Genomic DNA, 13,118 nt, shown 5'->3' with positions numbered 1-13,118 from the left:
CCTCTATTAAAAATCAACTACCCAACAGGGTACTACAGTTTATAATCTGTCGCTACCAAGTAGACCTCTCTGGAACGTGCCCGGGAGGACTCTGGTTTTCTGGTTTTCACATTGTTAAATGCCGCACGCATGTCTTTTAGGAAAGGTTCAAAACCCTGTCCCTGAAACACCTTTACGACAAAACTCCCGCCAGGCTTTAAAACCTGGTGACACATATCCAGCGCCAGCTCTACTAAATACATAGAGCGAGCCTGATCTACCGTACCATTACCACTCATATTTGGTGCCATATCCGACAGCACAACATCAACATTTTTACCACCAATACGATCAAGCAATGCATTTAATACCGCTTCTTCCCTAAAGTCGCCCTGGAGGAAATCGACTCCGACGATTGGATCCATCGCCAAAATATCGCAGGCAATAACCTGACCATCTCCGTTAAAGTAGTCAGCTACGTACTCAGACCATCCTCCGGGAGCAGCACCTAAATCAACGACAGTTTGACCCTTTTTGATCAACTTATCTTTTTGCTGCATTTCCTCTAACTTAAAAACAGCACGAGAACGGAGTCCTTTCTTCTGTGCTTTTTGGACAAACTGATCGTCAAAATGTTCTTTCAGCCAGCGTTGACTGCTCACACTGCGTTTTTTTCCCATAATTTAACGAAGTTTCCTTAATTGTCTGGCCTGAATACCTGATCTGGCGTTACAATGTTAAAAAATCAAGCTCTAAAACGGATATTATCGAATGTCATTAAGTAATAAGCAAAAACAACATTTAAAAGGTCTGGCACACCCGTTAAAGCCAGTCGTACTGCTTGGGGCTAACGGCCTGACTGAAGGTGTTCTTGCAGAAATTGAGCAGGCACTTGATCACCACGAACTGATTAAAGTAAAAGTTCCGGAAGAAGACCGTGAGCTCAGAAAACAAATTATGGCCACTATTGTACACGAAACCGGTGCTTCTGAAGTGCAAATTATCGGTAAAACGCAGGTGATATACCGACCAGCCGAAGAGCCTAAAATTCGCCTTCCCCGCGGCTAATCTCTTTTGCTCGCAGGCGTTAGCGACAATGCTTTAGCGACCAGCTCCAACGCCTGCGACTTTTCCATCCACTTGTCTTTAGTCGAAAAGTAGACATCCAGCATCACTTCCAGGCATTGTTCGTCGCTTTCCAGGTTGTAGGCTTTTAGGAAAGGCTCTATTTTTCGATGGGCTTTTAGAAATTCAAGTCGACGTTTACGCTCTTCTTCTGCAACACTGCTTTTCACATAATCTGGCTGAGTATAGGAATAGGTTGGTTCGTGCAAAGTATAGCCCGGTGCGAAAAACCAATTTAAAGAGATTCGTTCCTGCAGTAACTTTCGAATAATCTCAGCAAAGGGTATTCTGTTGCTGCGCTTCCTATTGGCATAGTCGTTAGGCTTTTTTCCTAGCCACAGAGAAACGTCTTTATAGGTTCCTTTCTGCGAAACCAGCTTTAAACGTTCAAAGCATTCCGTAACCGTTAATTCATCAAGTGGTGTGTATTGAGGTGTTTGAGATGTTGGTGACGTTTCCTTGTCCATTGCAGTTCTTCTTTTGTTGATTTAATGTTAAAAATCCAGTTGAACTGCGAACTATACAATAACAAGTACAAAAAACAAACGACTCGACGTATAAAAACAAAAAGGCTGGTAAACTTTCGTTTCCAGCCTTTTTATTACGAGTTTTAGTATTACTTATATTCTACAGCAACCACTTCGTACTCAACTTCACCATTGGGTGTAGTTACTGTTGCAATTTCGTCAATTTCTTTACCAATTAATGCGCGAGCTATTGGCGAGTTCACAGAAATTAAATTTGATTTAATATCAGCTTCATCGTCACCCACGATCTTATAGGTCACTTCTTCGTCCGTTTTTGTATTGTAAACGGTGACCGTTGAACCAAAAATAACTTTTCCGTTATTGGGTACTTTAGTGACATCAATAATTTGTGCATTGGAAAGTTTTGATTCAATTTCCTGAATACGGCCTTCACAAAAACCTTGCTGCTCACGCGCCGCGTGATATTCAGCGTTCTCTTTTAAATCTCCGTGCTCGCGTGCATCAGCTATAGCTTCAACAATACGTGGGCGCTCTACCGTTTTTAAACGCTTGAGCTCATCACGTAACAATTGCGCGCCATGTTCCGTCATTGGAATCTGGTTCATATTAACGACACCCTTTTATGTAATTCTTGTACCGAACTGACTCGAGCTCGATCATCCGCTGTATTTGCTTTAACTGTCGCAAATGCAGCATTCAACGTTGTAGTATAAATCACTTTATTCAACAGTGCTTCACGACGAATATAAACAGAGTCTTCTATCGCACGACGCCCTTCTACCGTATTGATAATATAACTATATTCACCATTTTTTATGGCATCAACGATATTTGGTCGCCCTTCCTGCAGTTTATTAACGATACTGCAGTCTATACCTTCTTCACCAAGCATTTTCGCCGTACCTCGCGTCGCTTCCAGGCTAAAGCCTAAAGCTAATAAACCACGAGCCAGGTCCATTAAACGTTGCTTATCACTGTCTTTTACTGAAATCAGAGCTTTCCCTTTTTTCGCTAATGCTTCACCCGCGCCAAGGTTCGCTTTGGCATAGGCTTCTTCAAAGCTTTCACCTACACCCATAACCTCACCGGTTGAACGCATCTCCGGGCCACGGATTGGATCCACACCCTGAAACTTAGCAAAAGGAATAACCACTTCTTTCACCGAATAATATGGCGGAATAATTTCTTTCACATAGCCCTGCTGCTGCAGTGACTGACCCACCATAACCCGCGCGGCGACTTTCGCTAATGGAACGCCTGTTGCCTTAGAAACAAAAGGTACGGTACGTGCCGCTCTTGGGTTTACTTCAATAAGGTAAATTTCTTCATCTTTTACAGCAAACTGAGCATTCATCAAACCATTTACGTTCAGCTCAAAAGCTAACTTGCGCATTTGTTCGCGCAGTTGTGCCTGAATGATATCGCTTAAAGAATAAGGTGGTAATGAGCAAGCCGAGTCGCCTGAGTGAACCCCTGCCTCTTCAATATGCTGCATGATACCGCCAATGAGCACATCCTTACCGTCACAAATAGCATCGACATCCACTTCAACCGCATTATCAAGGAAACGGTCCAGCAGTACCGGTGCATCGTTAGATACTTTGACCGCATCGGTCAAATAACGTTGCAAGTCGGCTTCATCATAAACAATTTCCATAGCCCGGCCACCCAATACGTAGGATGGGCGCACAACCAACGGATAACCAATACGCTTAGCTTCCGTTAATGCCTCGTTAAACCCGGTTACCGTTGAGTTTTCCGGTTGTTTTAAGCCAAGGCGACGTACTGCGGTCTGGAATCTAGAGCGATCTTCTGCTCGGTCGATAGCATCGGGTGATGTACCAATAATCGGAACGCCATTTGCCTCAAGTTCACGAGCTAATTTCAATGGTGTCTGGCCACCGTACTGAACAATAACCCCTTTAGGCTTCTCAATGCGTACAATTTCCAGTACGTCTTCAAGAGTAATCGGCTCAAAGTAAAGGCGATCAGAGGTGTCATAATCCGTTGAAACGGTTTCCGGGTTACAGTTCACCATAATGGTTTCATAACCATCTTCGCGTAAAGCCAGTGAGGCATGCACACAGCAATAATCGAACTCTATACCCTGCCCTATGCGGTTAGGCCCACCGCCAATAACCATTATCTTGTCTTTATCCGACGGTGCCGATTCGCACTCTTCATCGTAACTTGAGTACATATAAGCAGTACCCGAAGCAAACTCCGCCGCACAGGTATCAACTCGTTTATAAACGGGATGAATTTTAAACTTGTGACGCTTTTTACGAACTTCTGCTTCGCTGACGTGTAAAACATCAGCAATTCGTGAGTCGGCGAAGCCGCGCCGCTTCAGTACCGTCATAACCTCAGAGGTCAGTCCGGCCAAGCCAAGCTCATCAACTTCTTTTTCAAGGTTAACCAGCTCTTCAATTTGAATCAGGTACCACTCATCAATTCGTGTCAGCTCAAACACTTCTCGAACGGTCATGCCCAAGCGGAATGCATCGGCGATATACCAAATTCTTTCAGCGCCTGGCTCTTTAAGCTCACGGATAACTTTAGAACGAGCGTCTTTTGAATCAATCTCAACAATGGGATCAAAACCCGAAGCACCAAGTTCTAAACCTCTTAGAGCCTTTTGCATTGACTCCTGGAAGTTACGCCCAATAGCCATAACTTCACCAACCGACTTCATTTGCGTGGTCAGGCGGTCATTACAGTTAGCAAATTTTTCAAAGTTGAAACGTGGGATTTTTGTCACAACGTAGTCAAGTGCAGGCTCAAATGAAGCGGGCGTTCTGCCGCCTGTTATTTCATTTTCAAGCTCATCCAGGGTGTAACCAACGGCGAGTTTGGCAGCAACTTTAGCAATTGGGAAGCCTGTAGCTTTTGAAGCCAGTGCAGAAGAACGCGATACCCTGGGGTTCATTTCAATGATAACCATACGACCGGTATCAGGGTTAACACCAAACTGTACGTTTGAACCACCAGTTTCCACACCAATTTCGCGCAATACCGCCATGGCAGCGTCACGCATAATTTGGAACTCTTTGTCTGTCAACGTCTGGGCAGGCGCAACCGTAATTGAGTCACCGGTGTGAATGCCCATAGGGTCAAAGTTTTCAATAGTACAAACAATGATGCAGTTGTCGCTTTTGTCGCGCACAACTTCCATTTCGTACTCTTTCCAGCCCAGTAACGATTCGTCAATTAACAACTCATTAGTTGGCGATAAGTCCAGACCACGACGACATATTTCTTCAAATTCTTCGCGGTTATAAGCAATACCGCCGCCGCTACCACCCATAGTGAAAGACGGACGAATAATACAAGGGAAACCCAATCGGCTAAGTACATCGAAGGCTTCATCTAAGCTGTGTGCCATTTCAGCGTTAGGTGTCTCAAGTCCAATTGCTTTCATCGCTTTGTCAAAGCGGTCACGGTTCTCGGCTTTATCAATAGCGTCTGCATTGGCGCCAATCATTTCCACTTTATAACGTTCAAGTACACCGTGTCGGTCAAGATCCAAAGCGCAATTCAAAGCCGTTTGCCCACCCATGGTCGGTAAAACAGCATCAGGACGTTCACGCTCTATAATCTTCTCGACCACTTCCCAGTGAATGGGCTCAATATAAGTGGCATCGGCCATTTCCGGATCGGTCATAATGGTAGCGGGGTTAGAGTTAACCAGAATTACCCGGTAACCTTCTTCGCGCAGCGCTTTACACGCTTGAGCTCCAGAGTAATCAAACTCACACGCCTGGCCAATAACAATCGGGCCTGCGCCCAGAATCAGAATACTTTTAATGTCGGTACGTTTTGGCATAAAGTCGCTCTATCTGTCCTTTCGCTACGGATGACGGTATCGAATATCATTCGACGAATCAGGCGTTGGCCTGCATCAATTCAATAAAGTGGTCAAACAGTTCACTGGCATCATGTGGACCAGGGCTTGCTTCCGGGTGCCCCTGGAAACTAAACGCAGGTTTATCTTTACGATGAATCCCCTGCAGTGTTCCGTCAAACAACGACACGTGAGTCACTTCCAGGTTGTTTGGTAACTGTTTTTCATCCACCGCAAAGCCATGGTTCTGACTGGTGATCATAACCCGCTTCGTTTTCAAATCTTGTACGGGATGGTTCGCACCATGGTGGCCGAACTTCATTTTCATTGAACTCGCACCACTGGCGATGGCCAGCAATTGATGTCCAAGACAAATACCAAATATTGGAATGTCCTTATCCAGTAAGGTCTTGATTGCTGTAATAGCGTAGTCACAAGGCTCTGGGTCGCCAGGCCCGTTCGACAAGAAAATACCGTCCGGGTTTAGCTTTAAAACTTCTTCAGCCGAGGTCTGTGCCGGTACAACGGTAATTTTACAGTTTCTGTCTGCCAGCAAGCGTAAAATGTTGTGCTTACACCCATAATCGTATGCAACCACATGGTACTGACTCTGTTCAGGCTTGGTGTGCCCTTCGCCCAACTGCCAACTACCACCAGACCAGTCATAAGCTTTGTCACAGCAAACTTCTTTGGCAAGGTCCATGCCTTTTAATCCGGGAAACTTCTGCGCTAATTCCTGCGCTTTGTTTTCATCCAGTTCACCAACCATGATGCAGCCATTTTGAGCACCTTTCTCGCGCAATATGCGAGTTAAACGGCGCGTATCAATGTCCGCAATGCCTACCACATTATGACGTTGCAAATAGGCACTCAAGGTTTCCTCACTACGGAAGTTACTGGCTTTCATTGCCAAGTCTCTAATGATAAGACCTTTGGCCCAAACCTTGTCAGACTCTTCATCTTCTGAGTTGGTGCCGGTATTGCCAATATGGGGATAAGTTAGAGTAACGATTTGTTCGGTATAAGATGGGTCGGTAAGAATTTCCTGGTAGCCTGTCATGGCCGTGTTAAAGACCACTTCGCCGACTGCGGAGCCTTCGGCTCCAATAGCGGTCCCGCGAAACACGGTCCCATCAGCAAGCACCAGAATCGCTCGTTTAGCGGATTGACTCGCTAGAATACTCAAGGGCAACCTCCGTACATAAAAAAACGGGTGAATCAATAATTTGACTTCCCCGTTTTGCGTCCTGAACCGCGCATTTTGCCAAATCACGCCAGCCTTCGGACTGATTCAGGCAAATTGCACTTATTCTACGAAATTTTACGAAAATCGTCCAGCAGTATTTATCGCTGAAGTAAGCGTTGCAGGATATCCTGCAAGTTAAGTGTGTCTTGCAGACTGAATAACCCAGGAGCTTGCTCTTTAAGCCATTTAGCAGCCCTTATAGCGCCCTCCGCAAAAATCTTACGATTACTGACTCTGTGACCAATTTCTACGCGTTCGCCGTCAACAGCCAGAGTCACCTGATGTTCGCCCACAATATCCGCCGCCCGCATTACTGAAAAGCCTATCCCCTTTTCACTACGCACACCATCAGCCCGGACACCATCATTTACTTCCTGCCAACTTTGCTCCCGGCCTTTTGCTGCGGCTTGTCCCAAAGTAATCGCCGTCCCCGACGGGCCATCTTTTTTATGACGATGGTGTGCTTCAAAAATTTCGATGTCTGCATCGGGTAACGCGGCGCTGCTGAGCCCCACCAGCTGCTCAAGTAACGCTATGCCTATGCTGGTATTACTGGCATATAATACAGGCACTGCTTTCGCCGTTTGCGCCAGGCGTTCTTTCTGTTCGTCGTTCAAACCTGTGGTGCAAACGACTATAGGCAGTTGATACTGTTCAGCAAGCTTCAGGTTCTCAATTAATGCTTCAGGTAATGAAAAATCAATCAGGACGTCGATTCGGTCAGGTTGCAACTCCTCAGCACTGATAAAGTGAATGGGTTCATTTTCCGTCGCACTTTTTCCGTAACTTGAGCTGTTTTTCCGGACTATCGCCGCGGCTAACTTGGCATCACTGTCAGTTGTTAATGCCTGAATGACAGCAGTCCCCATTCGGCCGGAAGCTCCGAGCACGCCCACATTGATCATTATTTTGACTCCGTTGCTAAAGGGGCCTGATCCTGCAACAGGTTCTCACTGCGTGCAACAACTCTGGAAACCATCATATCGCCGGTCACATTCGTCAGTGTCCTGGCCATATCGATTATTCGGTCAATAGCTGCGATAAAAGCAATACCTTCTAAAGGTAAGCCAATAACATTCAGCGTTACGGTCAGCATCACTAAAGCGGTGCCTGGTACGCCCGCAGTTCCTACTGACGCTAAAGTTGCCGTCAACATGATCAAGCCATAGTCCATCCACTCTAATGGTATTCCGTACAGCTGCGCAATAAAAATAGACGCAACGGCCGGATAAATACCACCGCAACCATCCATATTAATCGTTGCACCCAGCGGTAACACAAAGCTGGCATAGTCTTTAGAAACGCCCAACCTTTCGGTAACGGCCCGGTGCGCGGCAGGTAATGAGCCAAACGAACTGCAGGTAGTAAAGGCGACAATCTGTGCATCGAATATCGCTTTGAAAAACTGCCAGGGGCTCATTCCCCCAGCGGTGCGGATCAGACCACCATAAACAACAATAATATGAATAAGACAGGCCAAATAAATAACCCCGACAAACTTAGCCAGCGGCAGTAAAGTACTAAAACCATACTCACCGATAACCCAGGACATTAATCCAAGTACGCCTATTGGAGTCAATTGTAAGACCATGCGAGTAATTTCATACATCACCTCTGCGCCAGACTTAATGGTCTTGCGCAAAGGCTCGCCCCGTTCTTTTAAACGCTGAATAGCAATACCGACCAATGCAGCAAATACTACAATTTGCAGAACGTTGCCTTCAGTCAGAGCGGCAAAAGGATTACTGGGCACAAAATTGAGGAATACCTGAGCAACACTCGGAATTTGTTTTTCTGCCTGCTCAGTGGCAGTCAGCGTCGTTGCCGGGCTCATATCAATTAAACTTGCCAGGGTTAAACCGATAGCGCTGGCTATAACCGCGGTAACCATAAACAAGCCAACGGTTTTGGCTCCCAGTCGTCCAAGCTTTTTGCCGTCATTAAGATCAGTTATTGCACTAACGATTGCACAGAAAATAAGTGGCGCAACGAGCATCTTAATAGCTTTTATAAACAGGTCGCCAAGTGGTTTTAGTGCTACACCCACCTCAGGTGCCAACCCGCCTATCAACATGCCTAAGACAAAAGCGCCTAAAACGCGTTGCCAAAATGGAATTGCAAACCAAGCTTTAAACATAAAACCCCAGCAGCTTTAAAAAATGTCTGCTAGGGTAAATCGTTCATAGAAGTAACAAAAAGAACAAATTGGACTAGGTTATAACTTTTCGGGAGGTTAAGGGGAAACCTGCGAATCCCCTTAATGATTTCAGTCTTCGCTGTCTACAGAAGCCGGACGTACACAAGCGGGTTTGTTTCCTGCAGCACGAGCCGCTTCATACCTTTCCTGTAAAGAAGGAATTAAAGCTTCCAGATCTTTAATTCGGGTTTGCGGGTTCGGGTGCGTCGATAACAACTCAGGGGGAGACTCACCACCTGATGCTGCTTGCATATTGCGCCACAACTCAGGAGCCTGATCCAGTTTAAAGCCGGCGTCTGCCATATATTCCATACCTAATTCGTCTGACTCAGATTCATGAGTACGCGAATAAGGCAACAGGATACCGACCTGAGCACCAACACCTAAAGCAGCCATCAATAAACCCGCTTCATTGCTATCAAGCTGCGTACTGGCAAGTATGCCCCCCAGTTGCAGCCCAAGCCCAACCATCATGTTGCTGGAAATCCGCTCATTACTGTGTTCAGCAATAACGTGACCAATTTCATGACCAATAACGGCGGCTAGTTGATGCTGATTTTCGGCAACTTCGATCAAACCGTCATAAACACCAATATAGCCACCCGGCAGAGCAAAGGCATTCACCGTTGGTTCCGCAAACACAGTGACCTGCCAATCCATTTGGCTGTAATCACCGGGCAAGTTTTCAATTAACGCATCACTGATGCAACGAACATAAGCGTTGACTTCAGCATCCTCGTTAATCTTTTCCTCTTCCCGCATTTCCTTATAAGAGGCAGCCCCCATTTTGTTCAGTTCACTGTTAGAATAAAGCTGTAACTGAGAACGTCCCGTTGGAGATTCTGCACAACTCGCCAGTAAAACTAACGTACAAGCACTTAACGTTGTGGTTTTCCAATTCATTGACTGCCTCCGGTCTTTTTATGTCATGCACTTATATAGTGATAGACAATCTAACTGCGTAAGTCATCAAAAAATTGTTTTACGCCGTCAAAAAAGCCTTTTTCTTTGGGTCGGAATTTTGCGGCTTCATCACCCGTTCCCATTGAATCTTCAAGCTCTTGAAGCATATCACGCTGCTTGGACGACAAATTAACAGGCGTTTCAATCACAACTTTGCAGATTAAATCGCCTACTGCACCTGTGCGCACAGACTTAACGCCTTTACCGCGCAATCTGAAATGCTTGCCTGTCTGCGTTTCTTTCGGAACCTTAAGCTTCACTTTGCCATCAAGCGTCGGCACTTCGATATCACCGCCAAGAGCAGCTTTAGTGAAACTGACCGGCACCTCACAGAATAAGTTATTGCCATCACGAGCGAAGATAGGATGTTCACGAACATGAACCTGAACATATAAATCACCGGCAGGCGCTCCATGTTCACCCGCTTCACCTTCATTGGCTAAACGAATGCGGTCACCGGTATCGACACCCGATGGGATCTTAACCGATAAGGTTTTGGTTTCTTCCTTACGGCCCTGACCATGACAAGTACGGCAAGGATCACTGATAATCGTGCCTTTACCCCGACACTGCGGACAGGTTTGCTGTACAGCGAAAAAGCCTTGGCGCATTTGAATTTGACCGGCACCATGACAATGTCCACAAGTCTGCGGTTTACTGCCTTTTTTAGCACCGCTGCCGCCACAGTCACCACATTCAACCAGCGTTGGAATCTCCAGCTCGACAGTCTTACCGCGAACCGCTTCTTCCAGCGACATATCCAGGTTGTAACGTAAGTCTGCTCCACGCTGAGCGCGTGCCTGCTGGCGTCTGCCACCACCAAAAATATCACCAAATACATCGCCAAAGATATCAGCAAAATCAGCACCACCGCCGAATCCACCTGCACCATGGCCACCGCCGCCCTGACGTGCTTGTTCGAAGGCTTCGTGCCCATATTGATCATACATCTGACGTTTTTGAGGATCGGAAAGGACTTCGTACGCCTGTTTAATTTCCTTAAACTTTATTTCCATCTCTTTATCACCCTTAGTTCTGTCGGGGTGATACTTCATCGCCATACGTTTGTAGGCTTTTTTAATGTCACGTTCGTTAGCGTCTTTTGATACGCCCAGAACCTGATAAAAATCTTGCGTCGCCATAATTCTTCGTCTTCTATCTATGCTGGTATGTCAGCCTGATACAAATACACGGGTATTACCTTGCGGCAACACCCGTGTGCTTTTGCGAAGTTGCCTTAATGCTTACTTCTTATCGTCGTCTTTAACTTCTTCAAATTCAGCATCAACGACATCGTCATCGGCTTTGGAAGATTGCTGTTCGCCGCCAGCCGCACTTTCAGCTCCTTGCTGAGCTTGCTGCTGTTGAGCCGCTTCCATCAGCTTCTGCGACGCTTCCATCAGCGCTTGAGATTTTGCATCAATGGCTTCTTTATCACCATCTTTAGAGGCTTGCTCAAGTTCTTCACAAGCTTTCTCAATCGCATCTTTGTCTTCCTGAGACAAGGCATCGCCAACTTCTTTCAGCTGGTTACGGGTTGCGTGAACCAAACCATCGGCCTGGTTACGTGCCTGAACCATTTCTTCAAATTTCTTATCTTCCTCAGCGTGAGCCTCGGCATCTTTAACCATTTTATCGACTTCAGACTCATCCAGACCAGAAGATGCTTTGATCGTAATCTTCTGCTCTTTACCTGTGTCTTTATCTTTGGCTGATACGTGCAGAATACCGTCCGCATCAATGTCAAAAGTGACTTCGATTTGTGGTACACCACGAGCTGCTGCACGAATGCCTTCCAGGTTAAACTGACCCAGAGATTTGTTATCCCCTGCGCGTTTACGTTCACCCTGTATAACATGGATGGTTACTGCAGACTGATTGTCTTCAGCCGTTGAGAAGGTTTGCGATTCTTTGGTTGGAATCGTGGTGTTCTTCTCAATCAGTTTCGTCATTACGCCGCCCATGGTTTCAATACCCAGCGACAGAGGACATACGTCTAACAGCAGCACGTCTTTAACGTCGCCCTGCAGTACACCCGCCTGAACCGCAGCACCAACGGCAACCGCTTCATCAGGGTTCACGTCGCGGCGGGGCTCTTTACCAAAGAAGTCCGTTACTGCAGCCTGTACTTTCGGCATACGAGTCTGACCACCGACCATGATGATATCTTCAATATCACTCACTGAAAGGTCCGCATCCGCTAGTGCCTGCTTCAATGGCTCAAGCGACTTCTTAATTAAGTCTTCAACCAGTGACTCCAGTTTTGCACGAGTCACTTTAATAGCCATGTGCTTAGGACCGGTGTTGTCTGCCGTAATATAAGGCAGGTTAACTTCGGTCTGCTGCGCAGATGACAATTCAATCTTCGCTTTCTCTGCCGCTTCTTTTAAGCGCTGCATAGCCAGCGGATCTTTACGCAGGTCAATGCCCTGGTCTTTTTCGAACTGCTCAACTAAGTAGTTGATTAAGCGGTTATCGAAATCTTCACCACCTAAATGCGTGTCACCATTAGTCGCCAGTACTTCAAACGTGTGTTCGCCTTCTACTTCATCAATTTCGATGATTGAGATATCGAACGTACCACCGCCTAAGTCATACACAGCAATTACATTGTCGCCGGACTTCTTGTCCATACCGTACGCCAATGCAGCCGCTGTTGGCTCGTTAATAATGCGTTTTACGTTAAGTCCTGCGATTTTACCCGCGTCTTTGGTTGCCTGACGCTGAGCATCGTTGAAGTACGCAGGTACAGTAATTACCGCATCAGTTACCGACTCACCCAAAAACTCTTCGGCGGTCTTCTTCATTTTCTTCAAAACTTCAGCAGAAATCTGTGGTGGTGCTTTCTTATCACCATCAATTTCTACCCATGCATCGCCATTGTCTGCCTTAACAATTTTGTAAGGCATGATACCGATGTCGCGTTGTACTTCTTCGTCTTGAAAGCGACGGCCTATTAAGCGCTTAATCGCAAACAAGGTTTTGTTTGGGTTGGTTACTGCCTGACGTTTCGCCGGTGAACCTACCAAAATTTCGCCATCGTCAGTGAATGCAACTACTGACGGGGTTGTACGGTCGCCTTCGCCGTTTTCAATTACGCGAGCTTTGCCACCATCCAGTACAGCAACACAAGAGTTTGTTGTACCTAAATCAATACCAATCGTTTTACCCATGATTCGTCTCCAACTTCTAATTCATGTAATTTGTTTCGATACCCTTTATCTGGGGTGCCCATGTCTGAATTTCAATACCCAACAAGGGGATAATTTTCAATTT

General features: G+C 46.2%; 11 protein-coding genes. 1 reads left to right on the top strand and 10 read right to left on the bottom strand.

Going from position 1 to position 13,118, the window contains the following annotated elements; genetic code table 11:
• Positions 1-32 precede the first annotated feature (32 nt).
• Positions 33-659 carry a 23S rRNA (uridine(2552)-2'-O)-methyltransferase RlmE gene (gene rlmE / locus BM359_RS00910; protein WP_054487046.1) on the bottom strand — a complete coding sequence of 209 codons (627 nt, stop codon included), beginning with the start codon at positions 657-659 and terminating at the stop codon, positions 33-35.
• Positions 660-750: 91 nt separating this feature from the next.
• Here rlmE and yhbY point away from each other — a divergent pair, with 91 nt between their 5' ends.
• Positions 751-1,047: a ribosome assembly RNA-binding protein YhbY gene (gene yhbY / locus BM359_RS00905; RefSeq protein WP_054487044.1), complete on the top strand. Its 297-nt coding sequence runs from the start codon at positions 751-753 to the stop codon at positions 1,045-1,047.
• On the opposite strand, the gene BM359_RS00900 is transcribed toward yhbY, so the two are convergent.
• The 9 genes from BM359_RS00900 to dnaK form a co-directional block, all read right to left on the bottom strand.
• Complete coding sequence (locus BM359_RS00900; protein WP_054487042.1) at positions 1,044-1,571, bottom strand: hypothetical protein; 528 nt, start codon at positions 1,569-1,571, stop codon at positions 1,044-1,046. The two genes, yhbY and BM359_RS00900, sit on opposite strands and share 4 nt — an antisense overlap.
• A 149-nt stretch (positions 1,572-1,720) precedes the next feature.
• Complete coding sequence (gene greA / locus BM359_RS00895; protein ID WP_054487040.1) at positions 1,721-2,197, bottom strand: transcription elongation factor GreA; 477 nt, start codon at positions 2,195-2,197, stop codon at positions 1,721-1,723.
• On the bottom strand, positions 2,194-5,418 hold the full coding sequence (gene carB / locus BM359_RS00890; protein ID WP_054487038.1) for a carbamoyl-phosphate synthase large subunit: 3,225 nt from the start codon (positions 5,416-5,418) through the stop codon (positions 2,194-2,196). Before carB ends, greA begins: the two co-directional genes overlap by 4 nt.
• A 58-nt stretch (positions 5,419-5,476) precedes the next feature.
• A complete protein-coding gene (carA, locus tag BM359_RS00885; protein WP_054487036.1) occupies positions 5,477-6,622 on the bottom strand; it encodes a glutamine-hydrolyzing carbamoyl-phosphate synthase small subunit in 1,146 nt (381 codons plus the stop codon).
• A gap of 158 nt (positions 6,623-6,780) precedes the next feature.
• On the bottom strand, positions 6,781-7,587 hold the full coding sequence (gene dapB / locus BM359_RS00880) for a 4-hydroxy-tetrahydrodipicolinate reductase (RefSeq protein ID WP_054487034.1): 807 nt from the start codon (positions 7,585-7,587) through the stop codon (positions 6,781-6,783).
• Positions 7,587-8,819, bottom strand: a complete 1,233-nt coding sequence (locus BM359_RS00875) for a dicarboxylate/amino acid:cation symporter (protein ID WP_054487032.1) — start codon at positions 8,817-8,819, stop codon at positions 7,587-7,589. The genes dapB and BM359_RS00875 overlap by 1 nt, the downstream gene beginning before the upstream one ends.
• Positions 8,820-8,948: 129 nt before the next feature.
• Positions 8,949-9,782, bottom strand: coding sequence for a M48 family metallopeptidase (locus BM359_RS00870; RefSeq protein WP_054487030.1), 834 nt, complete (start codon positions 9,780-9,782; stop codon positions 8,949-8,951).
• 50 nt (positions 9,783-9,832) lie between these two features.
• Positions 9,833-10,984 carry a molecular chaperone DnaJ gene (gene dnaJ / locus BM359_RS00865; protein ID WP_054487028.1) on the bottom strand — a complete coding sequence of 384 codons (1,152 nt, stop codon included), beginning with the start codon at positions 10,982-10,984 and terminating at the stop codon, positions 9,833-9,835.
• Positions 10,985-11,086: 102 nt separating this feature from the next.
• Entirely contained in the window at positions 11,087-13,015 is a 1,929-nt protein-coding gene (dnaK, locus tag BM359_RS00860; protein ID WP_054487026.1) for a molecular chaperone DnaK, read from the bottom strand.
• Between the last annotated feature and the right edge of the window lie 103 nt (positions 13,016-13,118).

The sequence above is a fragment of the Idiomarina abyssalis genome, from assembly GCF_900116625.1.
Taxonomy (GTDB): domain Bacteria; phylum Pseudomonadota; class Gammaproteobacteria; order Enterobacterales; family Alteromonadaceae; genus Idiomarina; species Idiomarina abyssalis.
Note: the sequence above shows the minus strand (reverse complement) of the source record. Positions and strands in the feature narration are given on the sequence as shown.